Origin of the sequence: Halobacteriovorax sp. HLS (assembly GCF_004006665.1) — a bacterium.
Classification (GTDB): Bacteria; Bdellovibrionota; Bacteriovoracia; order Bacteriovoracales; family Bacteriovoracaceae; genus Halobacteriovorax.
Genome location: NZ_QOCL01000003.1, coordinates 238466 through 262895 on the forward strand (window position 1 = coordinate 238466; position 24430 = coordinate 262895).

Annotated in this window: 19 protein-coding genes; 13 read left to right on the forward strand and 6 right to left on the reverse strand. The window is 35.4% G+C overall.

Annotation, left to right across the window (positions count from 1 at the left end; all coding sequences use genetic code 11):
- Window positions 1–8: 8 nt before the first annotated feature.
- The 3 genes from DPQ89_RS05815 to DPQ89_RS05825 form a co-directional block, all read right to left on the reverse strand.
- Window positions 9–1304 carry a dicarboxylate/amino acid:cation symporter gene (locus tag DPQ89_RS05815; protein WP_164848277.1) on the reverse strand — a complete coding sequence of 432 codons (1296 nt, stop codon included), beginning with the start codon at window positions 1302–1304 and terminating at the stop codon, window positions 9–11.
- A gap of 62 nt (window positions 1305–1366) precedes the next feature.
- A complete protein-coding gene (locus DPQ89_RS05820; RefSeq protein WP_127715978.1) occupies window positions 1367–3679 on the reverse strand; it encodes a fatty acid cis/trans isomerase in 2313 nt (770 codons plus the stop codon).
- A gap of 44 nt (window positions 3680–3723) precedes the next feature.
- Entirely contained in the window at window positions 3724–4014 is a 291-nt protein-coding gene (locus tag DPQ89_RS05825) for a thioredoxin domain-containing protein (protein ID WP_127715979.1), read from the reverse strand.
- A gap of 102 nt (window positions 4015–4116) precedes the next feature.
- On the opposite strand from DPQ89_RS05825, the gene DPQ89_RS05830 reads away from it, so the two are divergent.
- Window positions 4117–4842 carry an ABC transporter substrate-binding protein gene (locus DPQ89_RS05830; protein ID WP_127715980.1) on the forward strand — a complete coding sequence of 242 codons (726 nt, stop codon included), beginning with the start codon at window positions 4117–4119 and terminating at the stop codon, window positions 4840–4842.
- On the opposite strand, the gene DPQ89_RS05835 is transcribed toward DPQ89_RS05830, so the two are convergent.
- Window positions 4836–5579, reverse strand: a complete 744-nt coding sequence (locus DPQ89_RS05835) for a Stp1/IreP family PP2C-type Ser/Thr phosphatase (RefSeq protein WP_127715981.1) — start codon at window positions 5577–5579, stop codon at window positions 4836–4838. The two genes, DPQ89_RS05830 and DPQ89_RS05835, sit on opposite strands and share 7 nt — an antisense overlap.
- A 231-nt stretch (window positions 5580–5810) precedes the next feature.
- On the opposite strand from DPQ89_RS05835, the gene DPQ89_RS05840 reads away from it, so the two are divergent.
- The 4 genes from DPQ89_RS05840 (at window position 5811) to DPQ89_RS05855 (ending at window position 12501) form a co-directional block, all read left to right on the forward strand.
- Complete coding sequence (locus DPQ89_RS05840) at window positions 5811–7874, forward strand: PrkA family serine protein kinase (protein ID WP_127715982.1); 2064 nt, start codon at window positions 5811–5813, stop codon at window positions 7872–7874.
- Between the two features lie 52 nt (window positions 7875–7926).
- Window positions 7927–9042: a DUF444 family protein gene (locus tag DPQ89_RS05845; RefSeq protein ID WP_127715983.1), complete on the forward strand. Its 1116-nt coding sequence runs from the start codon at window positions 7927–7929 to the stop codon at window positions 9040–9042.
- On the forward strand, window positions 9043–10557 hold the full coding sequence (locus tag DPQ89_RS05850) for a SpoVR family protein (protein ID WP_127715984.1): 1515 nt from the start codon (window positions 9043–9045) through the stop codon (window positions 10555–10557).
- Between the two features lie 69 nt (window positions 10558–10626).
- Window positions 10627–12501 carry a FecR domain-containing protein gene (locus DPQ89_RS05855; protein ID WP_127715985.1) on the forward strand — a complete coding sequence of 625 codons (1875 nt, stop codon included), beginning with the start codon at window positions 10627–10629 and terminating at the stop codon, window positions 12499–12501.
- Window positions 12502–12504: 3 nt separating this feature from the next.
- Here the strand turns inward: DPQ89_RS05855 and DPQ89_RS05860 are convergent, their stop codons facing one another.
- Window positions 12505–13902: a lipopolysaccharide assembly protein LapB gene (locus DPQ89_RS05860; protein WP_127715986.1), complete on the reverse strand. Its 1398-nt coding sequence runs from the start codon at window positions 13900–13902 to the stop codon at window positions 12505–12507.
- Window positions 13903–13975: 73 nt separating this feature from the next.
- Here DPQ89_RS05860 and DPQ89_RS05865 point away from each other — a divergent pair, with 73 nt between their 5' ends.
- The 8 genes from DPQ89_RS05865 to DPQ89_RS05900 all read left to right on the forward strand — a co-directional run bounded on the left by DPQ89_RS05865 (window position 13976) and on the right by DPQ89_RS05900 (window position 22028).
- Window positions 13976–15673 (forward strand): hypothetical protein, encoded by a 1698-nt coding sequence (locus DPQ89_RS05865; protein WP_127715987.1) that lies wholly within the window; start codon window positions 13976–13978, stop codon window positions 15671–15673.
- A gap of 36 nt (window positions 15674–15709) precedes the next feature.
- Window positions 15710–16744 (forward strand): RNA polymerase factor sigma-32, encoded by a 1035-nt coding sequence (locus tag DPQ89_RS05870; protein WP_127715988.1) that lies wholly within the window; start codon window positions 15710–15712, stop codon window positions 16742–16744.
- Window positions 16745–16823: 79 nt separating this feature from the next.
- Window positions 16824–17102 (forward strand): 30S ribosomal protein S15, encoded by a 279-nt coding sequence (gene rpsO, locus DPQ89_RS05875; RefSeq protein ID WP_127715989.1) that lies wholly within the window; start codon window positions 16824–16826, stop codon window positions 17100–17102.
- Window positions 17103–17325: 223 nt separating this feature from the next.
- Window positions 17326–19449: a polyribonucleotide nucleotidyltransferase gene (gene pnp / locus DPQ89_RS05880; RefSeq protein WP_127715990.1), complete on the forward strand. Its 2124-nt coding sequence runs from the start codon at window positions 17326–17328 to the stop codon at window positions 19447–19449.
- A gap of 72 nt (window positions 19450–19521) precedes the next feature.
- Complete coding sequence (dut, locus tag DPQ89_RS05885) at window positions 19522–19986, forward strand: dUTP diphosphatase (protein WP_127715991.1); 465 nt, start codon at window positions 19522–19524, stop codon at window positions 19984–19986.
- Window positions 19987–20016: 30 nt separating this feature from the next.
- The gene (locus DPQ89_RS05890; RefSeq protein ID WP_127715992.1) at window positions 20017–20301 is read left to right on the forward strand and encodes a polyhydroxyalkanoic acid system family protein; all 285 of its coding nucleotides are present in this window, start codon (window positions 20017–20019) and stop codon (window positions 20299–20301) included.
- An 8-nt stretch (window positions 20302–20309) separates the two neighbouring features.
- Window positions 20310–21020: a 2Fe-2S iron-sulfur cluster-binding protein gene (locus DPQ89_RS05895; protein WP_127715993.1), complete on the forward strand. Its 711-nt coding sequence runs from the start codon at window positions 20310–20312 to the stop codon at window positions 21018–21020.
- Window positions 21021–21104: 84 nt separating this feature from the next.
- Window positions 21105–22028: a hypothetical protein gene (locus DPQ89_RS05900; protein WP_127715994.1), complete on the forward strand. Its 924-nt coding sequence runs from the start codon at window positions 21105–21107 to the stop codon at window positions 22026–22028.
- Between the two features lie 7 nt (window positions 22029–22035).
- On the opposite strand, the gene DPQ89_RS05905 is transcribed toward DPQ89_RS05900, so the two are convergent.
- Window positions 22036–24375, reverse strand: a complete 2340-nt coding sequence (locus tag DPQ89_RS05905) for a PAS domain S-box protein (protein ID WP_127715995.1) — start codon at window positions 24373–24375, stop codon at window positions 22036–22038.
- Window positions 24376–24430 lie beyond the last annotated feature (55 nt).

Sequence of the window (24430 nt, forward strand, 5' to 3'; positions counted from 1 at the left end):
GTCAATGTCTACAGCGTTATATTTCGTCGCTCCATTGTTTTTTGCACAATAAGAGCTCCAATTATATCTCCTTCGACATTTACAGCAGTTCTGAAAGTGTCTAAGGGCTTTTCTATAACCAGTAAAATTCCAATGGCCTCTAGGGGGATACCTGCGGCCAAAAGGACCATTTGCATACCTGACATGGATCCACTTGGCATTCCTGGTGCTCCAACGCTTGATATCATACTCATAAAGAAAATTGAGAAGATAGTGAAGTTTGTTAGTTCGATACCGTATAGGTGAGCAAGAAAGACTGCGGCTATACCTTCAAATAGCGCTGTTCCATCCATATTCATCGTCGCACCAAGTGGGAAGACAAATCCACTAACGGCCTTAGATACTCCTAGTTCTTCTTCACAAGTTCTCATTGTTACTGGGAGAGTGGCAGATGACGAGCTCGTTCCCAGAGCAATTAAAAGAGGATTGGCAATCTTTTTAAATAATTGAAGAGGAGATATTCCTGCGAATATTCTTGCAAGAGTCGGTAGGACTATCGCTCCATGAATAAGTGTTGCACCAAGAACAACAAGTGCAAACGAAAGTAGTTGAGAAAAGATATCTCCGGAGACTTTTAATTTGAAATCGAAGACGATGGCAAAGATTCCTACGGGACTAAACAGTATAAACCAACCGAGAATCTTTGCTAAGATTCGATTGATATCCTCAATGAGTAGAAAAAGAGGGCTGTCTCCACTCAAAGACGTAATCATGGCCAGGCCGATGAGCATTGCTGCCATTACAATCCCTAATATATTATTACTGGCCAATGAGGCAATCGGGTTCACGAACGAAGTTTTCAAAATCTTGTGAACCACAGTGATAACTGAGTTATCTTTAGCATCAATGATTTTGTTAGGCTTTTTATAACTGAGATCTGTAGAGATTGTAGAATCTTTCGTGACATTTATTTTTACGCCTGAGTTTTTCCAAGGATGAACAAAGAACACAGCGGCCAGGCCAATCAGTATCGCTATAAAAGTTGTTGAAAGATAGTAGCTAATTGCAACAGAGCCGAGGCTTTTAAGTTTGGTTGCCTCTTTGATACTGGCCAATCCACCAATTAGAGAAAAGAAGATCAGTGGCGCAACTAACATCTTAAGTGATTGTATGAAAATATCTTTTACCAGAAGTATCAGTTTGTAGAACTCAGGAATTTCTTCAGATGTAGTCCAATTACTGTCACCAAATACTGTAGCACTTATATAACCAAAGACTCCAAATATAGCGACCCAAACTGCTAAATTTAGTTTAAGTTTTTTCACAATTTTTCCTTTTTATAATTTGTGTAAAATTATATCTGAAAAAACTTTTTTTGGCAGATATTTTAGTTATACCTGTTTAGGTCAAGAATACCCGCTCGTTTTGGTTCAATACTTTTATACTTATTAAAAAACCAGTCTGAATATTTCCAAAAATTAGACTGTGTTCTTCGAATTCCATATTTCGAGATAAACTCATTGTAATCTTTCTCACTTACAATTTTTGCCATATCGAATATAAATTTTGAAAGTTTCTCAGAGGGAACATCGATAAATAAATTCGGATAGGTTCCCTCAATACCACTGACTACAGTTAGAGTATCATTTTTAATATCTTCAAGCTCTCTGTCTTTTGCGTCAGATAAGAATGAGTCGACATGTCTATAAGTCTTGTTATGAACAAGAGTGAAAACATTATTATCTACTTTTAGAAAAATTGTCTCAGGGAAGAATTTAAAGAATTCCCCTTGCATGAGTTCTATTTTTGCTAATTCTTTTGGAATCTTGTTATGAGTGCTTCTGATTGCTCTCGCTACACGCTTTGACAGGTTTTCAAGTAACTCTCGTTCTTTGTCTTCTTTTTTGTAGCCTTGAACAAACTCTTTATTAAGCCACGTTAAATCTTCATTACTAAAGAACTTTAAGTGGTTGCGATTACCTCCAAACCACTTAGTATGCATTTCTTTACGTTGCATGGGAGGTAGAAAACTTAGAAAGATTTCTTCTCCCTCCATTCTTAGAAAGTCCATATAGATTCTCGTTTTAAGCTGATGGCTAACATTTCCATAAACATTAAAACCTGCAACGAGTAGGTAGTGTATTCTTTCAAAAATAGGGTAATTCAAGACCCAAGTTGTATCGGGCTTTGTTCCTATGAGCCCTTGCCTAACTGAAGCACTATCGAGATGTCTAAATATAGTAAGCGCTGCATTTGGATTGTGAGTATCTCCATCCCATATGTAGTTCATGGCACCATCTAGAGATGTTTTAGGAAGTTTTACGAAGTGTTTGTTTCTTTCGGTTAGATAAGCTTTTTGTTGTGACCAATACTTTGACCATAAGCTAATAAACTCAAAGGAGCTTTCCTTAGCAGCAGGAAGATCAAGGTATTTGTCTAAGTGTGTAAGCAGTTTATCGCTACTTGAAAAGCCTGTGTTATTTGGATCTGTAAAGAAAACCCAAAATCTATCTTCTATTACGTTGAGTGCAATTTGACCTCTGCATACAGGCCCTTTAATAAAACCTTCGATAAAGAATCGAGCGTCATCCAGCAGAAATTGATACTTAGACTTTATAGGTATTTCGATAAAAGTTTTAAAAGGATTAGAGGCAAGTTCAGCTTGATAGCTAGGAAATTTTGTTACGGCGTATTTTTGTCTAATAAATAGATCTTTAAATCTCTCAAGCTTTCTATCGCTTAATTCATAAACGTTATGTGACTTGGCAACTATAGATGGGGTGTAGATTTTAAATCGATAATAAATCTCTTGCTTAGGGTCGTCATAAGGTCGAATTGCTGTATTTTCTTCGATCTCTCCTTTTGCTGTATTAGAGCGCACAAGACGATAGAAGTTTTTAAATTTGTCATTTTTAAAGTGAATATGACCAAGAAAGAGATGTTCATAAATATATCTAGCGACAAGTCTATGTTTAAGGTCTTTATTATTTAGAAATTTCTCAAACTTTCTAATTTGACTCAGAGTGGATTGGTCTTCATCTTTAGAATCATCCCCATGACTTCCTTGGGCGATCCAGTGTCCTAGAGTGAAGAATTCGTCATGGGTTAGGTTTGGCATAGCAAAAGGCATTCCAAGAGCTTTGTGCTTACTTGCAAAGTCGTCGAAGTCCTCTCGCTCTGTGCAATATTGCTCACGTGAAATAGAAGTGTCTATCTCATAAGAGATCAGTCCAGATCTTGGTTGAGGGTAAATTTGTTTGAGTTGTAAAAACTTATAGAGTAGGGAGTTTTCTAAGTTGTCTTCAACTCTTTCTACAGGACCTTCATTGACAATCGGAAAGAATTTATTGTCTCTCCACTGTTTTGTAGACTTATGATCGACTTCAAGTCTTGTTGGGGGAACTGCTGTAATGCGTGCTCCATCGTATACAACTTCCTTGGTAGCACCTCTTTTTATTCCTTCCATGCTGGAGAGCTTTAGCTGGCAAGGAGCATCATAGCAACCGTGACAAACTACACACCTGTTGTCTAAGATAGGTCTCACTTTCTTATTATAACTTACTTTCTCGGTAGGTATAGAACTGAGTACATCAGTGTTTATAATGTCATTATTTAAAATATTGAACTTCTTGTCCTGTCCAACAGAACAAGAGGTCATTATCATTAGCAGTGGTAGAATTATCAGATATATTATTTTCATAACTACGAAGTATATGAAAAAAATAATCAAACTTAAATAAAAAACTACTTAACGAGATCGTTTAAACTTGAACTTAGTTCATTATATCCCTGATGGCTGTGACCAATAACGAGTTGCTCAATATTTGAGAAGTCTTTAAAGTCTTCTGAATTAAACTTGTATAAGCTTGGGACTCCCTTAACATTAAATACCTCAATTAAGTGCGGGGCCTGGGACAAGTCAACTTCAAATATTTCCAGCTCATCTTTAAACTTTTTAATTTCTTCTTTAAAGATAGGTTCAAAGATCACGCAGTGAGGACAATTGGGTTTTGTAAATTTCACTATTTTGTTCATACTTACCTCCTATATAAAGGATAAATCAAATGAAAATGATTTGCTAATAGCAATAATTGATGGTGAAATAGATTAAATCGATAACATTATACGGATTTTTTTATGTTCAAAATTGGAATTTCCCTACTATTTCTTTTCACGCTTAATTCATACTCGGCTTCTTTACCACTTGGAATTCATGAGTTTCCACCATTTGTATCAACTACCTTTAAAGGTAATGGTTTAATAGGCTTCTTTGTTGATTATATTTTTAAAAAAGGTGGAGTAGATACTGCAATTAGCTCTCATAGAAGGGGTGCACTTCAGGGGGATTTGATTGACTCAGGGAAATACTTCGGTGTATTTCCATTTCTTAAAAATAGCTCCCGCAGTACTGATGTTGTCTATAGTAATTCTCTTTTAACGGCCCAGTACGTATTCATTCATCGCAAAGGTCTTGATACAAAGGGAGTAAATTTTCAAACCTACGAAGGGCTTAGTAAGTTTAAAATTGGGATTCTAACTTCTGATTTAGTTTATAACCAGGTAAAGGCCGTTCCAAAGCTAAACCTAGAAACAGTTCGTGGTGCAAAAGAACTTGTTTCAAAAATCTCTAGTCGAAGCCTAGACATCATCGTTTTTGAAAAAACATCTTGGAATTATTTGGCCAGAGAGAGTAATGTGGTAGGTCTTGAAGATTATGTTCTTTCAAATGGTCCGTGGCCATCATTTGATGTTTATATGATTATTTCTAAGAAATATCCTGACTACGAAAAATATCTTAATATTCTTAATTCGGGTATTGCTCAATATGATCTAAACAAGATGATCATTGATCACTTTTATTGAGCAACCACAACAATTACTGAAATATTATCGTTACCACCATTGGCATTTGCCTGAGCAACAAGTGTCGTGGCCGTTTGCTGTACTGATTCTGCCGTAGCTTTAGCCGGGTCCGGTATATACTTATTAATTATATAAAGAATGTCAGCATCTGAGACTTTTCCATGAAGTCCATCAGAGCAAATGAGAAAAATATCATTCTTACTTACTTTATATGTAAATAAATCAATCTCAATATCATCTTCAAAACCAACTGTTCGAACAAGGACATTCTTTTGCGGATCCGCTGCTGCCTGATCTCTGTTATATATCCCTAGATTAAGTTTCTCTTGTACAAGAGAGTGGTCTTTAGACATTTGGTAGAGTTTATTTCTATTCACTAAATAAGCTCTAGAATCTCCAACATTAGAAATATAAAGTGTGTCTGCTTTAAAATAGAATCCAACAACTGTCGTACCCATTCCATGGAGTAGTTGATCTTGCATTGATCGTTCTTTAATTTTCTTATTCGCGTGTTGAACAGATTGAGGAAAAATATTTTTAGGATCTTTGTCTAAGTTCTGTAGCATAAACTCTGGAATGCATTCAACGGCCATTTGAGAAGCAATATCACCTCCATTATGACCACCCATACCATCAGCTACAACAAATAAGTTCTTCTCTGGGTTTAGATAAATTGAATCTTGATTGGTTTTTCTCTTTCTACCAATATCAGTTAGTCCTGAAGAAATTAGACCCATTAAAAAACTCCTAAATAATTAAGTATTAGTTAAATTCTAAAAGGTTCAAAATATTTGTCAAATTTTAGTTGATAGGAAATCAATGACATACAAAAATATACCAGAGTGCTGGGGTCAAGTTAGCACTATGTAAATTCTTGTAATTTCTCAATATAATTCTTTCACTTAAGTGCAAGCTAGGGATATAATATAAATAAGATTGGACCCAATTTCTAAGGATGGGAGTAAATTATGGCCCAAATAAACATCAAAGATTTCATGCAGAACAACTACAAGATTGAGGACTTCACTCATTTAACTTGGAGTGGTTCTTTTCAAGATTATTTAAACATTGTTTCAGAAGATCCTCGTGTCGCCAGAAATGCATTTCAACGTGTTCACGATATGATTATGTCTTTTGGAACTTCTAATTACACTGAATACAAAAAGGATATTGTTAGATATCACTTTTTTGATGATCCTATCAATAATGGTAAGGACGCTGTATTTGGAATAGACGTTCATTTGATGAAGTTTGTAAACTTCTTTAAGGCAGCATCTTCTGGTTATGGTACTGAAAAAAGAGTTCTTTTACTTCATGGTCCAGTTGGGTCAGCAAAGTCATCGATTGCTAGAAATCTTAAAAAAGGTTTAGAGCATTATTCTAAAACTGACGATGGAAGAATGTTTACTTTCGAATGGTATGATGAAAATGAATCAGACATTCTTGGTGGTCAAAAAATATTTCCTTCACCAATGCATGAAGAACCGTTCAAACTAATTCCTGTCGAAGTAAGAAAGCAGTTCTTCGAAGACTTTAATAAAGGTCGAAAAGACGGTGAATTAAAAATAAGTGTTAAAGGCGAAGTAAATCCAGCTGATAGATATATTCTAAATCAATATATGATTAAGTATAACGGTGACTGGATGAAGGTGATGGAAAATCACGTAAGAATTAAGAGATTAGTTCTTTCTGAAAAAGATAGAATTGGTATTGGTACGTTCCAGCCAAAAGATGAGAAAAACCAAGATTCGACTGAATTAACAGGTGATATCAATTATAGAAAAATTGCTCAATATGGTTCGGATTCTGATCCTAGAGCTTTTAACTTTGATGGAGAATTTAATATTGCCAATAGAGGTATTGTTGAATTTATCGAAATGTTAAAGCTTGATGTTGCTTTCTTATATGATCTTCTTGGAGCATCTCAGGAACATTCTATTAAGCCTAAGAAATTTGCACAAACTGATATTGATGAAGTTATTCTTGGTCACACAAATGAGCCTGAATTTAGAAAGCTTCAAAATAATGAGTTTATGGAAGCCCTTAGAGATAGAACTGTAAAGATTGATGTCCCTTATATTACAAGACTAGATAATGAAGTTAAAATCTACGAAAGAGATTTTAATGCTGAAAAAATTCCTCATGTTCATATTGCACCTCATACTTTAGAGATGGCCGCAATGTGGGCCGTACTAACAAGAATGGAGGAACCTAAGAAAGCTGATTTAACGAAGATTCAAAAACTAAAATTGTATAATGGTAAAACATTGCCAGGTTATAATGAAGAGAATGTTAAAGAGCTTAGAAAAGAAGCTGTTAGAGAAGGTTTAGAAGGTATTTCTCCTAGATATATTCAGGATAAATTATCAAATGCTTTAGTTAAGTACGGACATACTGGTTCTTTAAATCCATTTATGATCTTTAATGAGCTTGAGTCAGGATTAAAGCATCATAGTTTAATCAATAGTTCTGATCAATTAGATCATTACAGAGAGATGCTTGCTGTTACGAGACAAGAGTATGAAGATATCGTTAAAAATGACGTTCAAAAGGCCATCTGCCTTGATGAAAGTGCAATTGAAACTCTATGTTCGAACTACATTGATAACGTAAAGGCCTATACTCAAAAAGAAAAAGTTAGAAATAAGTACACTAACAAACTAGAAGACTCTGATGAAAGATTCATGAGAAGTATCGAGGATAAAATTGATATCGCTGAATCAAGAAAAGATGATTTTAGACGTGAGATCATGAACTATATTGGTGCACTTGCAATCGAAGGAAAGCAATTTGATTATAAAATGAATGAGAGACTTCATAGAGCTCTAGAGCTTAAGTTATTTGAAGATCAAAAAGATTCAATCAAGTTATCAAGCATAGTTTCAAAAGTTGTGGACAAAGAGACACAAGAGAAAATTGAAGTTATCAAATCAAGACTAATTAAGAGTTATGGATACTGTGAAATATCAGCAACAGATGCCCTTAATTATGTGGCCAGTATCTTTGCAAAAGGTGACTCGGCCAAGTCATAAAATTATAAGCGACCAGATTTCTGGTCGCTCATAACTCCCACTAGGAGACTCCATGGATCATCCTGTAAAACGTGATCACGCTAGATTTAGAAAAATTGTTAAAGGTCGTATTCGCGAGAACCTAAAAAAATACGTCTCTGGTGGGGAAATGCCCATCCCAAAGGGAAAGGAAGTTTTTAAAGTTCCTATGCCCCAAATTGAAACTCCAAGATTTAAATTTGGTGGAAAGCAAGAAGGTGGAACTGGACAAGGTGACGGTCAGCAAGGTGATCCTGTAGATGGACAACCAGGCGAAGGTGAACCTGGTCAAGGTGAGGCCGGTGAGGGTGAAGGTAAGAAAGAGCTTGAGGTTGAACTTAGCATTGAGGAGCTAGCAAGCATTCTTGGGGAGGAGTTAGAGCTTCCAAATATTGAGCCTAAGGGTAAGAAGAGTATGGAGTCTACTACTAACAAGTATACTTCTATAGGTACAGTTGGCCCCAACTCTCTGAAGCATTATAAGAGATCGTATCGTGAAGCCCTTAAAAGACAAGTTGCCACAGGGAACTACGATTTTAATAATCCTGTTGTTGTTCCGATTAAAAGTGACATGCGCTACCGAGCTGCAAATACTACTGTAACATATGAGAACTCAGCTGTTGTTATCTATATGATGGATGTATCAGGATCTATGGGTGATGAACAAAAAGAAATTGTAAGAACAGAGAGTTTTTGGATCAATTTATGGTTGAAGTCTCAGTATAAAGATATTGAAGTTCGATATATTATTCATGATGCTACAGCTAAGGAAGTTGATGAGGATGTTTTCTTTAGAACACGTGAAAGTGGTGGAACATTGATTTCATCTGCTTTCAAATTATGTAAAGAAATTATCGATGCTGATTATAATTCAAGTGAGTGGAATATATATCCTTTTCATTTTTCTGATGGAGATAATTGGTCAACCGATGATACAAAACTTTGTTTAGATATTTTAGATAATGATATTTTACCAAACTCAAATGTTTTTTGTTATGGACAAGTTGAGAGTCGTTACGGTTCGGGTCAGTTTTATAAAGATTTAGACCAAAAGTATGGAACTGATAATGATGATGTCATTCTCAGTAAAATAAAAAATAAAGAAGCGATACTAGATTCTATTAAAGACTTTCTAGGGAAGGGGAAATAGATGAATAGAACAAAGGCCTTGTCTGGCGAATTACTTCGCTTAAAAGAAGAAATTGAACAATATGCGATCAATTTTGGATTAACTTATTATCCAGTAGTATTTGAAGTGTGTAATTACGATACTATTTGTATTCTTGCCGCTCAGGGCGGTTTCCCTTCTAGGTATCCCCACTGGAAATTTGGGATGGACTATGATCAGCTCTCAAAAGGAAATACTTATGGTTTCCAAAAAATTTATGAGTTGGTTATTAACACTGATCCTTGTTACGCCTATCTATTAAGTTCTAATAGAATCGTTGATCAAAAACTTGTTATGGCGCATGTTTATGGGCATGCTGACTTCTTTAAAAATAATGCATGGTTCAGAACTACTGATAAGCGCATGATGGATGTAATGGCAAATCATGGGACTAAGATTAGAAAGTATATGAACCGTCATGGGCAAGATAAGGTTGAAAGCTTTATTGATGCTGCCTTATCTCTTGAAAACCTCTTAGATGTGAATGTTCTATTTGAAACAGCTGAAGTTAGAAGAAAGAGAGAAGAGTTAGAGAAAACTGCTGTTGAAGAAGCTTTACGTGGAGATGACGATGATGGTCGTTCAACTGCTCTTAAGTCATTTATGCGTTCAAAGAAAAGAAATGAGTTTTCAGATGATCTAACGGGTGACGAAGTTGTTGGAGATTTTGATTATAAAGCGATTGATGAAAATGTAGATGGAACTCGTGACATTATGAAGTTCCTTATGCAGAACGCACCACTAGAAGATTGGCAGGCGGATATTATTGGTTGCCTAAGAGAAGAAGCTTATTATTTTCTACCACAACGTATGACTAAGATAATGAATGAAGGGTGGGCAAGCTATTGGCACTCTAAAATCATGACTGAAAAGGCCTTGAAGTCTAGTGAGATTATTGACTTTGCAGATGTTCACTCTGGGGTGATGGCCATGAGTCCAAAGAATATCAATCCTTATAAAATTGGTATTGAGCTCTTTAGAGATATTGAACATCGTTGGGATACGGGAAAGTTTGGGAAAGAATACCAAGACTGTACTGACATGAATAAGAAGCACAATTGGGATAAGAAACTTGGTCTTGGAAGAGAGAAAATTTTTGAAGTAAGAAAATCTCATAATGATATTACATTTCTAGATGAGTACTTTACAGAGGAGTTTTGCGATAGACAGCAAATATTCACTTACAAGTTTAACCCAAGAACTGGTCGTAATGAAATTGACTCTAGAGAGTTTAAAGAAATTAAAGAAAAGCTATTAAATCAACTTTCTAATTTTGGTCAACCATTGATAGAGATTGAATCTAGTAATCATAATAATAGAAGTGAACTCTTGTTGCGCCACGTTCATAGAGGAGTTGATCTTGATATGAACTTTGCAACGGCAACGATGAGAAATATCTATCTTATATGGAAAAGACCTGTAAACATCAAGACTATCGTTGAAGAAAAAGAAGTATTTTACTCATACGATGGTAATGAATTAAAAGAAGTTAAATAGAATCTATTATTGACGAGAATAAGTCTTTGAAGGAAAATATTAGTAATTAATATTTTCCTTGGATTCTTAATGAAATTTTTATTTCAGCTTATTCTCTTTATCTCAACATTTTCATTATCACAAAACTGTTTCGCTAAAACATATATTGCAAAAATTGTTAAATTAAGAGGCGAGGCCACTCAGCTTGTTCCGGGAAAAGTCAGCGCTGTTAAGTTGAAGTTTGGAGACCAGCTTGTCGAAGACACTTCTATTGTTACTAGAGATAAGAGTTTTGTTCGAATAGAATTCTTTGATGGATCAAATATCTCCCTTGGCCCTAATGGTAAAGTTGTCGTTTCTAAAATGAATCAAGCAGGTAGTGGTATTTTAACTCTTTTAAAAGGGCAAATGAGATCTAAGATTAATGGGGCCTCAGCAGAAAAAACGAAGAATCATAAGTTCTTAGTAAAAACAAAGTCTGCTGCACTAGGAGTTCGTGGAACTGAGTTTCAAACAATTTATAATCCAGAAAATAATATAACGAATTTACTTACGTATAATGGTGAGGTGGCCATTGCTAAAATCGACTCTGTAGGGAGTAAGGATTTAAACTATGAAGAAGTCGTTGATAATATTTCTTCAAATAAACTTAGTAAGTCTTCATCTATTAGAATAAAGAATAATCTACATATTGCTATGGAAGATGCTTTGGCAGACAAAAATGCAGTTGTTGTTAAAACAGGGCAATTCTCTGGAGCACTTGATAGTGTTGACAAGGCAACCTTGCCAGTAAATATCTCTCCTTCACAGTTAAATGCACTTTATTCTAATGTAGATTTACAAGATGTTGATAGAAAGACATTAAGGCCAAGTAAGTTAAATGCACTGGAAACTAAGAAAAACTTTTTGGAGCCAATTGTCTCAGATACACCTTCAGAAGGTGTCTATAACTCTGATACGGGAGCATATGCTCAAAAGTCAGGTGGTTTCATTGATGTAAAGACTGGTCTGTATATACCACCTGAAAAAACATCTCAGTTTTCAAATACTAAAAAAGTTTATATTGCTCAAAAAGTTGGAAATTTCGATCTAGCGACAGGGCAGTACATCGCGCCACAAGGTCTTGTCTTAGATTCTCAAAAAGGTTTCGTAGCACAAAGAACTAAGAATCAATCACCTCAAGAGCTTAAGAGCAAAAAGACTCAGGCCCTCATTCTAAACAATATTATTGATAAGAAAGTAGTTTTGAAAAAAATGGATAGGAAGAAGATTGAAAAATACTATAATCAATTGGAACTTTTTTCTAAAAATAGTATTGCTCTAAAAGTTGATGGAATTGGCTCAACATTAAAACTTTATGATAGTCCTCAAGTGAACTCTCGTGATTTAAAAACTGATGGGAAGGGGATTGTATTGCGTTGGGATCACTCTTCTGGTGGGAAATGGCAACCTATCACAAATATCAGCTATCGCCGTATCCGTTTTAATGGTGCGGAGCTCGGAGAGTTTAATCAAGCAACTTCTTCTTTGTATGGGATGGAATTAGGTGTACGACGATATATTAACCATCGTTTTAATCTTAGCTCAAGTATAGGACTGAATCAGAATTTTATAACAGCTTCCTCAACGTCGGGCAGTATAACGAGTTATGATTTAAGAAAAGTGACAGTTCCTGTAATTGATTTTACTGGTCAGTGGTTCTTTGTTAAGTCTAGAAGATATGATCTAGATTTGAGATTAGGTTTAACATATAGCTTAAAGAAAACTGCTAGGGATGTTGACTTTGAAAGCGGCCTAGGTGCATCAGCTGGCCTTGGTGCTAGGTATTGGGTAAAGAGAAATTGGTGGACGAAGCTTGATTTCAGTGCGAAATCTTCAAAGCATGATATTTCAGGAACTAACTTTAGTGCAACCAATGAGATAATTAATTCGGCCCTTGGACTTGAGATTGGATACGTACTCTAGTTGTTAATCAACACCTGGAGTAATTCTAACGAGCTGGCTGTCTAACTCTTCTATATCATCTTGATCGACGCTAGGGATTTCTTCAATTTTAGAAATTCTAACTTTATTTTTTAATGTATCAATAGATTCTTTTTCACTCTGAATTGTGTCATCTCTATCAATTGTTTTTCCAATATTTTCCCAAGAAAGTGACTGCATTAGAACCCAACAACCCACACCATCCATTGCCTTGCAAGAATCGGCAGAGTATCTTTCATATTGATCGACATTATGTAATCTAAGACCTACGTAAGTCATCATTTGCTCTAGCTCTAATGGAATTTGCTCTTTAAATAATATATTCAGAATATCCAATTCTTTTTGTGATTCTTTATATCTTTCTTGTTTTAACTTAAAGACAGAGCTAAGAGTGATCTTCTTTCTCTCCTGTAGATCAGGCTTTATTAGTCGATCAAGTAGGTCATATCCTTTATCCCATTGAGATAACTTCCAAACAAGAGGAAGAGATCTCTCGAGTGCATTTAGTGAGTTCTTCTTTTTCATAAGGGCCAGCTGATAGTGACCAAAGGCAAGTTCATATTTCTTTTGTCTTAGATTATAATTACCTTTCATATTTTCTGAATTGGCACTCTCTATATCCTCAATGAATGAAATCGCTTTCTCTTGATCTCCAGTTCTAAAGTACAGTAGGCCTATCAGCTCTCGTATTCGCTTTGATCGATAATAACTCTCAGGAAGTGATTTGATCAGATTTAGTAGAAGTCCTTCTTTATTTACATAGAGACCACTCTTTAGCCATATTCTTGTAAATTCTTGGTTTTGTAATACGTAGAGACTATCTGAAAGGGTAGAACCTTTGAATGTCTCTTTTCTGTTAAATTCTAAGTTGTATAAATTGTTGAGCCAGAAGTGATCGTTATTGGTGTAGTTTAAAGTTATCTTGGTGCAATTATCTAAGTCATAGTATAGCTGTCTTTTATCATTTAGAGAAAGAGAATTGATAATTTTCATTACACAGATATTTTTATAATACTTATTCTCATTATACTTACTAGGACTAAGTAAAGATTGAGATCTTTTATAGTCCTCACTTATAAAGGCGATAAGAGCAAGATATCTTGTTTTAATAAACTCTATACCTTTGTTTGTTTCTTGCACGCGATTTAAGTAAAACTCCGCTGCCTCAATATCTCCAACTATAATGAACTGCTTCGCTTTGATAAGTAGTTCAATATTTTTTAATCTCTTGTCTTTGTCATTTTCTTGATTAAGTTCTTTGATCTCTAATTCACTAAGCAGTTCCCAGTCAACGTCCAATTCCTTTAGTTTACTAACATCAATAATAGGAGGAGCTGACCAAGAGCTAGGCAAAAATAGGCAGGTGAGAATGAATGCAATCATTAATACTTTCATGTACTTAACTTTTCGACATTTGCATCCGATATCTTAAGTAGAAACAAACTAGAGGCCCAATATGTTCAAAATGTGGACAATTTTTCTCATTCTCTTATGCGCTAGCAATGTGATGGCATTGGTTCCTCTTGAGAGTATTCTCTTAGGTGATTTTACGCAGAAATATTCCCAAGAAGATAAGGATCCTTTTGATTATTTATTTTTAAAGAAAACGGAACTGGAAGGAAATTTGGCTTTTAAGAGGCAGTTGTCGATCTATCGTGGATACTACGAAGAGGGGAAGAATTTAAAGAATTCGTGTAAAGAAAGACAGAAAATTTCATATGCAACCCTATGGCAAAGAGATCAAGTTAAGAGAAGTATTTACGCAACACTTCAGTATATCGGACTAGATATATCAATTAGAGCAATTCCTCAGTATGCAAAGTACTTTGAGTTTACAAATGAAGAGTATAATAACCTTGTAGATGGATTGGTCGGAAATTACTGTTCACGTAATTTAAGTATTATCTCTGTTAAACAATTGAAAAAGAATCTACTATCAAAATTTAACTCAGAAACTAGCTTTCCGCTGCCAAGCGTGAGTGATAATCCACTATTTCCTAAGAAAATGTCGACGATGGTTAGTCAAGATGATGCAAAAGAAAGAGAATTTTTGAAGACCATAAAAATGTTCAAGAGCTTTTGCAGCTGGGGCGGAGATATTGAAAACCTCAGACTAATGGTTCCATTTTTAAAACACCCTGTTATATTCGCAATGCTTTCTAGACAATTGAGTGCACAGCTACTTGATTGGGAGCCTTCTAGTCGAAAAATCTTAAAAAAGAAGCAGCAGCAAACAGTTAATGTTCTTTGTGAAGGACTTATATGTCGAAAGGTTGATAGAGAAAAATTTCAAAAGAAATTTCCTATATCTATTGGTCATAAGACTCTTGAAAATGATCTTTCGAGACTTTATTGTAACGAGATAAGAGATATTGATTACACCATAAAGAATCAAGCTAAGAAGATTGAAAAAGATATTAAATCTATGACTTTTGATGAAGAGAACTTTCTGATCTCTCAGTTCATTGCTCTTCAAACAGGTATTCCTGCCTTCTTTGTTAGGGCAAATAATTTTAAAACAGCACAGGATTTCTTACGATTTAATGTTGATGAAACATGGGATAATTGGGCCCAAAATCAAATAGATCAATTTAAAGGTGAAGTATTCTACGAAGAACCACTTACGATGGAGCTGGTTGATAGAAGTCTTTATTACAAGAATTACCATGATGATTTTAAAGTCGTGTTTGATGTCAACTTAGGTGAAATAGATAGAGCAAATCAAATGCTTGGAAAAATTTCGACTAAGTTTGACATTCCTATCTCTAATAAATTTCTTAATTGGGCCAGAAGAGAGTGGATCAAACTAGACCCTAGAGATACTAAAAGACGAGATGACCTCTTTTATAAATTGCAGGTTCGAATTAAGCCAATTGTTGATGAAGTTAAAAAGAAATTTCCTGTAAGTCCGTGGGAAGGAGATTTAGATGTTATTATTCGTAATGAGATTTTGGAGCAAATTTCAAATTACCAAGGGCGATACTTTTTAGATAATGATAAAGGAATTAAGAATATACCAGTAATTATCAATTTTGCTCCCTATGCACTCAAGTACTTACGCTATGAGTATAGAGTTAAAGAAAATCAGGAAAAAACCGCTCGAGAGAATAAATTGTTCAAGCTTAAAGAGGTAGATGATCAAGGTAATATGTGATAATTTAGCTTGATCTGAAACTTATGAGCAATTGAAATGAATGATTCTAAGAAAAATTCTACAGGTGATAAGAAGGTGCTCTCTCCCGAGATCTTAGATCGGGAGTTAGAGCAGGCACAGCAAAAGGCCTTGGACGATATTGAAATCGTTGTAGACCATTCTGATCAAGAAAATTTAGACGATATTCTACTACCAATTCTAGCGCCATCAAGAGAGCTAGATACCTATAAATCTGGTCCTAATGACCCTTTATCCCTCTATTTAAAAGAAATTGCACAGTATGACTTATTGACTATTGAAGAGGAAAAAGAACTTACACAAAAACTTGTTGAAACTGGTGATATTGAAATCGCTAAGAAGCTTGTAACTGCAAACTTAAGACTTGTCGTTAAAATTGCGATGGAATACAAGAGTGCTTTTCAGAATGTTATGGATCTTATTCAAGAGGGGAATGTTGGCTTGATGAAGGCCGTATCTAAATATGATCCTGATAAAGGGGCCAAGCTTTCTTACTACTCAAGTTGGTGGATTCGCTCTTATATTCTTAAATATATTTTAGACAACTTCAGATTGGTAAAAATAGGAACAACCAACGAACAGAAGAAGCTATTTTATAATCTTCTAAAAGAGAAAGACAGACTGGCCAAGCTTGGAATTGAACCAGATGCCAAGAGAATTTCTGAAAACCTTGGAGTTTCTCAAAAGGCCGTAACCTTAATGGATAAGAGACTAAGCTCTAGCGGTGGTGAGGTTAGTTTAGACACACCTCTAAGTGATGATTCTGGAGCTTCAAGACTTTCGGATATTCTAGAGGATGACTCTGCGCAAGATATCTCTGAACAAATTTCAGACGCTCAAAGTCTGGAGATCTTACAAAATAACCTTAAAGACTTCGTCTCTGGCCTTAAGCAGCGAGACCAAGAAATCTTTAAAAATCGGCTACTTAGTGAGGTTCCACTCTCTTTGCAAGCCATTGCGGATCAGTACGGCGTGTCAAGAGAGAGAATTCGCCAGATCGAAGAGCGTCTTTTAAAGAATTTAAAGGTTTACATGTCTGAGTTTATTAGATAAATTGCGCCCATAAGAATATTACCTCTTTCTCGGTCTTAATAATAAGATTATCACTGGGATTTTGGAACAGGAGAATAAAATGTTAACTACTGAACAAAAGAAGTCTATCGTATCTGAATACGGTACAGAATTTGGAAAAGGTGCTAATGACTCAGGAAATGCTTTCGTACAAGTAGCACTTCTTACTCACAACATTAATGCACTTAAGACTCACTTTGCAACTCACATCCATGATTACCACTCAAACCGTGGTCTTCTAAAGATGATTGGTTCTAGAAAGGCGCTATTAAGATATGCGCTTAAGCAAGACCAAGATAAGTACAAGACTCTTATTAAGAAGCTTGGACTAAGAAAGTAAAAAAAAAGTTAAAAAAGGGGAGCCAAAGTGTTCCCCTTTTATTTTTTTACCCTTAAAATATTAATAATCCCTGGAAGGATTTTTGGCGCAAGGAAATTAGAGGATATTTGAAATATTGGCGCACATAACTCTACTATTTGAAATATCTTTTAAATTTCCACCTCAAAAAACTTCCTATAATTTTTTCGCCTCTAATTTCTATTAGAAGGTATGGAGTATGTTTATGTTAAACAATAAAAAAGTTTACTCGTTAAACTATGGTGGTAAGGAAGTTACCGTTGAAACTGGACGATTTGCTAAACAAGCAGATGGTTCTGTTCTAGTATCATGTAATGGTACACAAGTTCTTGTAACAGTTTGTTCTGCTACGGAAGTAAAAGATGGTCAGGATTTCTTTCCTCTTCTAGTAGAGTATACAGAGAAGTTCTATGCAGCTGGAAAGTTTGTTGGTGGATTCTTAAAAAGAGAAGGTAGACCAGCTACATCTGAAACTTTAAATGCACGTCTAATTGATAGACCTTTAAGACCTCTTTTTCCAAATGGATATATGTTCGACACTGTTGTGTCTTGTACTGTTCTTTCATACGGTGAAGAAGGTGATGCTGAAGTTCTAGCTGGACTTGGAGCTTCTGCTGCACTAACAATTTCTGATATTCCTTTCAATGGACCAATTGGTACTTGTAAGGTTGGTAGAATTGCTGGGGAATTCGTTCTTAACCCAACTCATTCACAATGGGCAGAATCAGATCTAGAAATTGCAGTTGCTGCTTCTTCTGATGCTATCTTAATGGTTGAAGGTGAAGCTAATATTGTTCCAGAAAAAGATGTTCTAGAAGCAATCTACTTTGGACACGATCACATTAAAGAATACGTAAAATTATTAAATACTATGAGAGAAGAAATTGGTAAGCCAAAGAGAGAATTCATCTCTTCTGCTGCTAATGAAACTATGATGGCAAAAATGAGAAGTGACTTCGCTTCTCATGCAAGAAAGTCTATCTCTACTATTGATAAAATGGAGAGACAGAAAGTTACAAAATCAATTGAAGCTGAAGTTAAAGCTGCAATGGCCGCTTCTCCAGAGTCTTTTGGATTAACTGAAAATGATAGCTTTGGAAAAGAAGCATATAAAGCAGTTGATGAACTACTTTATGAAATGATGAGAGCCGATATTCTTGATGAAGAAAAACGTATTGCAGGAAGAGGAATGGCCGAAGTTCGTGAAATCGAAACTGAAGCAAATATTCTAGCTAATGTTCACGGGTCTTCACTATTTACTAGAGGTGAAACTCAGGTAATGGCCGCTGTTACTATTGGTGGTAAAGTTGGTGAGAAGATGGAAGATTCTATCAGAGGAACGACTTTTGAAAAATTCTACCTTCACTACAACTTCCCTCCTTATTCAGTAGGTGAGGCAAGAGGTGTTAGAGGTGTTGGACGTCGTGAACTTGGTCACGGTAACCTAGCTGAAAGAGCTGTTAAAGCAGTTATGCCATCTCAAGAAGACTTCGCTTATACTACAAGAGTAGTTTGTGAAGTTATGGAATCTAATGGTTCAAGTTCAATGGGATCAGTTTGTTCTGCTTCTATGGCACTTATGGATGCTGGTGTTCCTGTTAAGGCCCCAGTTGCTGGTATTGCAATGGGCTTAATTACTGATGGTGATAGATTTAAGGTACTAACAGATATTCTTGGTGACGAAGATCACTTAGGTGATATGGACTTTAAAGTTGCTGGTACTGCTGAAGGTATTACTGCAATTCAAATGGATATCAAGATCACTGGTCTTACTCGTGAAATCGTTGAAAAATCAATTGAACAAGCTAAAGAAGGTAGACTTCATATTCTTGGAGAGATGGCAAAAACAATCTCTTCTAAAAGAGCTGAGTTTAAAGATGGTGTACCAAGAATTGTAACAACTAATATTGCTGTTGATAAGATTGGAGCTCTAATTGGTCCAGGTGGTAAGAATATTAAAAAGCTTCAAGAAGATTTCGACGTAATGGTTGAGATTACTGAAGAAGGTTTAGTAAAAGTTCTTGGATCTGATACAGAAGTTCTTAATAACTGTGTTGCTTCAATTGATTTACAAATCAATGGTCCAGAAGTTGGATCTGTTTACCAAGCAAAAGTTGTAACAATAAAAGAATACGGTGCATTTGTTGATATTATTCCAGGTGTATCTGGTCTTGTTCATATTTCAGAACTTGCTGATGATAGAGTTAAAGATGTTAACGAATATCTAAGCGAAGGTGACACTGTTGCTGTTAAAGTTATTGAAGTTGATAGAATGGGTAGACTTAAACTTTCTGCAAAAGCTGTTAAGCCAGTTGAAAAGAAAGCTTAATTAAATAAAGTAAATTTCAATTTAGATGGAGGGAATACTTATGTATTCCCTCTTTTTTTGTTCGGAGTGAAAATGGTAAACAAAGTTGGTGTAAAAATTCTTAAATTAGATAACTTTGACGACTCGCTAGCACTGCCTAGCTACGAGACAGAAGGGGCCGCTGGAGCCGATTTGAGAGCATGTCTAGGTAAAGGTGAGTCTTTGGAGATCGCTGCAGGAGCGAGGGTTTTAGTACCAACTGGCCTCTCTTACGAGATTCCAGTGGGTTATGAAATTCAAGTGCGCCCAAGGTCTGGATTGAGTCTTAAAACAAATTTATTGATTGTAAACAGTCCAGGGACGATTGACTCAGACTATAGAGGAGAGTTAAAAGTAATAATTGGAAATTTTGGAAATGAAGATGCTGTGATAAACCATGGTGACCGTATTGCCCAGATGGTTTTGGCCCCAGTGACTCAAGCAAGTTTTGAACTTAGTGATAAATTAAGTGAAACACAAAGAGGCGCAGGCGGATTTGGCTCAACTGGTGTAAACTAGTTTAATAAGTTTTCGTATAAGGAGAGAAAAATGGATTTATCTGTATCTTATAAAATTGCAAGTACTCAGCAAGACGCTTTTGCCTTAGCAAAGGCCCAGATTACTCCTGAGTATGTTGATAAGTTTAATGTAAAGGCCGAGATTAATTATGATGAGGCCAGCGGTATTATGGAAGCAACTGGCAAGGGATTTACTCTAACTTTAGAGTTTGATGATAGTAAATGTGATGTGAATTTAAAGTTATCTATGCTACTTCGTCCCTTGAAAAAGAAAATTCTTGAAAAAATCGAGAAGAAGCTAAGTAAACACGTCTAGAGGAAGTTATGTATAAAGTTACGCTTGAGCCTACGGGAAAAGTAATAGAAGTTAATAAAGAAGAATCTCTTCTCACTGCACTTAGAGAAGCTGGTGTTTATGTAAAGTCTTCTTGCGGCGGACATGCTACCTGTAGTGATTGTATTGTTAAGGTTTTGGTCGGAGTTGATGAGGTGACTCCTCCTGAGTTTGATGAGTTACAACTTATTGGAAATGTATTTCACATTACTAAAGAGAGACTTGCTTGTCAGACTAAATTAACTGGTGACATTACAATTGATCTCTCAGCTCATGACAAGTCTAGTGATGAACAAAAACTCAAGGCAAAAACTTCAGCTTTCTCCGCTTCAAAGTCAAAGCCAAAGGCAGTTCGTGTAAGAAGCAAGGAACAAGTCGAAGAAATCAAAAATGAAAGGCAGGAAAAATACCTTGCTAAACAAACTACAGATGATGGTTGGCACAAGCACTGGGAAAAAGACTCTGAAGGGAACCCTAAGAAGAAGCTTGGTGGTGGAAAAAGACCTCGTGAGTTTAGAACTGACCATATCGATCATGAAAGAGACGCTAAGCTTAGAGAAGAGGCCAGAGTAAGACGTGAAGCTAGAGAAAAGTCCCCAGAGGCGATAGCTAAACGTGAGCCGAAGACTTTCAATGAGTCCTATGCTGATAAAAACTCTGCACCTAAAGAGGTGAAAGATCGCAAGAAGTTTAGAAAATAGCCTATCTTTTTTACATGATGCGTTATTTTTGCGTAGATACTTTGATATAAACTCTTTTTTATAATTTAATGAAAGAGAGTTGTTGTGAGAAAGGTCATTGTTCTATTGTTTTGTGTTATCTCAAGTGTCTATGCAAGTGAAGTTGATAGTTTTCTAAAAAGAGAAAATAAGCTTAAGGACTCAAGAGATGCCATCAACGAAAAAACTCATTTCTTTTTAAAAGACTCTCTAAATAGAGCAAATAGTAAAGGCAAGGGTTGTAACGAAAAAGTTCTTTATAAGTCACTTAGGAAGAATTTTAGAAACCATGTCTTTGGTCAACTTACTCCTTGGATCATTGCAACAGACGAAATTGAAAAGAATGTAGGGCTAGTTCGAGAAACTATCTATGCAGACTTTAGATGGTTTGAGGCCCCTATCGTAGGTCTACTTTCAAAGTTTATTTCAGACTCAACAGGACATAATATTAGATTTGGTCAGTATTACGTCGGAACAGATAAATTCGAACATTTTCTTGGAACAGGTTTTAAATACTTTACTAAGAAGTATAAGAAAGGCTGGTCAACTGAGAAAGTTTTAAATATTGGAGTAAAGGCAGAATTTGGCTTTATGGGAGCGACCACGACAGGTGTTATTTCATATGCTGATATGGTCGCAAATTTTAATGGTATGAGATTTTGGAATCATATCCTCTCAGAAAATGAAGATATCCTAGGTGAGGAGTTTGGTCCTTATGTTCAATGTGTAGATAATAAATGGGTTGAAGCAAAACCAATCGATTGGTTAAATTATATGGATCATGCTTGGGATGAAGGTATTAATTGCTCAAAATTTAGAACAAAGAGATTATTAAAAAGTGTTAAGAAGAACTTAGAGAAGTATTCTCAAGAAACTGGAATTGAATTAACTTGCCCTCTCAGTGTAGAGAAATTAGATATAGCAAAACTAAAGTATAACGAGCTTAGTGAGACTCTTATCAACAGCGAAGGTCACCAAAGTATAAAGTAAGCTCGCCTTACTTAAAGAATTTATTGATTGATTTAATTAGACTCTCTTTGAGTATGGGTTTTGAGATAAAGTCATCCATACCACTAGCAAAGCATTTATCGATATCACTTTGCATAGCACTTGCCGTGACTGCAATAATAATAGGTCTTTTCTTGCCTTCATATCTGAGGTGAATTTTCTTCGTTGACTCAAAGCCGTCAAGTACCGGCATATGACAATCCATTAGAATAAGATCATAACTAGATTGCTCTAATCGTTCTAAGGCCTCTTGGCCATTGACTGCCAGATCAGTAGTAAGTCCAATCTTCTTCAAAATTGAGCTAGCGACCTTTCTATTTATATTATTATCATCAACCGTTAGAACTTTGAGATCTGTTCTATTAAGAGACAGAGCTTGTTCTTTATCTTGTTCCTTTACCGTATTTTTATAAGCTAATTCTAGTTCAAAAGAGAAAGTCGTCCCAACGTTATATTTACTATCTACCTCAATATTTCCTCCGAGTAGCTCTACAAGATTCTTTGTTATTGAAAGACCAAGGCCAGTTCCTCCAAACTTTCTCGTCGTTGAAGCATCTGCCTGAGAGAAGTTTTGAAATAGCTTTTTGAGATCACTCTTTTTTATACCTATACCGGTGTCTTTGATTTTGAAGCAAATTTTACATTTGGTCTCTTCCTTAGAAATTAATTCAATCTCTAAATTTATTTCTCCTGATTTTGTGAATTTTGTTGAGTTACTAATTAGGTTATTTAGAACTTGTTTTATTCTTAGTTCATCACTAATAATATACTTTGGTATATTTTTATCATAGTTTAGTTTTAAGGAATTATTATTTTCCAAGTTTGCTGTTGCATGAATAGCTCTCAAATCTTGAATCATTTTTTTTAGATTAAATGGTTTTAATTCTAGGTTAACTTTTCCTGCCTCAATTTTTGAAATATCAAGAATATCATTAACGATTTCAAGTAAGGAGTTCGTACTTTGTTGAAGAGTTTCGATATCTTCAAGATTCTTATTGTCTATAATTGAATCCTTTAGCAAATTTGTCATACCAATTATGCCATTAAGTGGCGTTCGTATCTCGTGAGACATATTTGCTAGAAATTGGGTTTTAGCTATTACGGCCCTTTCTGCTTGTTCCTTTGCAAGACGTAATTCCTTTTCTCTTTGTTTTTGTTCTGAAATATCATAAGCAATTCCAAGATAGCCGGTAACTTTTCCAGTTTTGTCCTTAAGTGAAGTTATATTAAGCTGAACGGGAACACGAGTCCCATCCTTTCGAATGTAAGTCCACTCATAAGAGTTTGGCAGACCTCGATCACTTAGGATTGTAAGGGTTCTAAATCCAGGTTCAAATTCTTCTCCAACTAATTTAGAAAACTCTTTCGTTTTTTCTACGATCTCGTCCATATCATGAAACTTAGCAGGAGTCTCTTTCATTAGCATCTCTTCTGCACTATAACCTAGAAGCTCTTGTGCCATTTTATTAAAGTTAGTAATGAGACCTTTAGTTGTCGTCGCGATGATAGAATAGGCAGCATTATCTTGTATGACCGTTTGAAAAGTATAGGCCCTATCAAGTTCTTTAATAATTTTCTCTTCAATTGATTTCATCTTGATCTTTTCTGTAATATCAATAATGAATGCAATGAAGACATCTTTAGCGGAGTAGGTACCTCTTTGAACTCTAACTTCTACATTGTACTTAGTTCCGTCCTTTCTTTGATGAATTGTATCAAAGCTAATGCTCTCGGAACTTTCATTACGAAGTGAAATTAGGGCCTCGTTGAAACTTTCAAGGTTATACTGAGGTTTAATATCTAGAGGGGTCATTTTAAGAAGTTCTTTTGTTGAGTAGCCGATATTTCTCTTAGCTGTTTCATTTACATATACAAATTTTAAGCTGTGGGCATCAAAGACAAAAATCTCGTTTAAGGCATGTTCTATTAAATGGCCCTTTGATTGAAGCTCAACAAGGACTTCTTTGGACTTAGAAAAGGTCACATCTTCTACCGAGGACCAAATATAGTCTACCTCATCAATTTGTATAATCTTTCCATTGAGTCTTACTGGGATTAACTTCCCACTGGCATGAATATATTCCTTATCATAGGGACCATATTCTCCAGTTTCTTCTAATTTCTTTAATTGTTCTTGCTCTTGTTGTTCATACTTTTTTGGAGTTATTTCCCAATAAGTAAGTTTGAGTACTTCTTCTTTGCTCTTTCCAAGTAAGTTTGCGTATGCACTATTGATGAAAACTAAGTTCCCTTCCATGTCACAGATGGCGAGACCCATTTTTAGTGTTTCAAAAAGTTGTGTATGGAGAGAGTCAAAAATATTTTTCATATATAATATTTTCGGTTTTTTGATCCAATTTATATAGTTTTCATTTCAAGCTTAT

Coding starts and splice junctions, on each gene's coding strand:
- DPQ89_RS05820 (WP_127715978.1), bottom strand. CDS start 3,679: ATGAAAATAATATATCTGATAATTCTACCACTGCTAATGATAATGACC.
- DPQ89_RS05825 (WP_127715979.1), bottom strand. CDS start 4,014: ATGAACAAAATAGTGAAATTTACAAAACCCAATTGTCCTCACTGCGTG.
- DPQ89_RS05830 (WP_127715980.1), top strand. CDS start 4,117: ATGTTCAAAATTGGAATTTCCCTACTATTTCTTTTCACGCTTAATTCA.
- DPQ89_RS05835 (WP_127715981.1), bottom strand. CDS start 5,579: ATGGGTCTAATTTCTTCAGGACTAACTGATATTGGTAGAAAGAGAAAA.
- DPQ89_RS05840 (WP_127715982.1), top strand. CDS start 5,811: ATGGCCCAAATAAACATCAAAGATTTCATGCAGAACAACTACAAGATT.
- DPQ89_RS05845 (WP_127715983.1), top strand. CDS start 7,927: ATGGATCATCCTGTAAAACGTGATCACGCTAGATTTAGAAAAATTGTT.
- DPQ89_RS05850 (WP_127715984.1), top strand. CDS start 9,043: ATGAATAGAACAAAGGCCTTGTCTGGCGAATTACTTCGCTTAAAAGAA.
- DPQ89_RS05855 (WP_127715985.1), top strand. CDS start 10,627: ATGAAATTTTTATTTCAGCTTATTCTCTTTATCTCAACATTTTCATTA.
- DPQ89_RS05860 (WP_127715986.1), bottom strand. CDS start 13,902: ATGATTGCATTCATTCTCACCTGCCTATTTTTGCCTAGCTCTTGGTCA.
- DPQ89_RS05865 (WP_127715987.1), top strand. CDS start 13,976: ATGTTCAAAATGTGGACAATTTTTCTCATTCTCTTATGCGCTAGCAAT.
- DPQ89_RS05870 (WP_127715988.1), top strand. CDS start 15,710: ATGAATGATTCTAAGAAAAATTCTACAGGTGATAAGAAGGTGCTCTCT.
- rpsO (WP_127715989.1), top strand. CDS start 16,824: ATGTTAACTACTGAACAAAAGAAGTCTATCGTATCTGAATACGGTACA.
- pnp (WP_127715990.1), top strand. CDS start 17,326: ATGTTAAACAATAAAAAAGTTTACTCGTTAAACTATGGTGGTAAGGAA.
- dut (WP_127715991.1), top strand. CDS start 19,522: ATGGTAAACAAAGTTGGTGTAAAAATTCTTAAATTAGATAACTTTGAC.
- DPQ89_RS05890 (WP_127715992.1), top strand. CDS start 20,017: ATGGATTTATCTGTATCTTATAAAATTGCAAGTACTCAGCAAGACGCT.
- DPQ89_RS05895 (WP_127715993.1), top strand. CDS start 20,310: ATGTATAAAGTTACGCTTGAGCCTACGGGAAAAGTAATAGAAGTTAAT.
- DPQ89_RS05905 (WP_127715995.1), bottom strand. CDS start 24,375: ATGAAAAATATTTTTGACTCTCTCCATACACAACTTTTTGAAACACTA.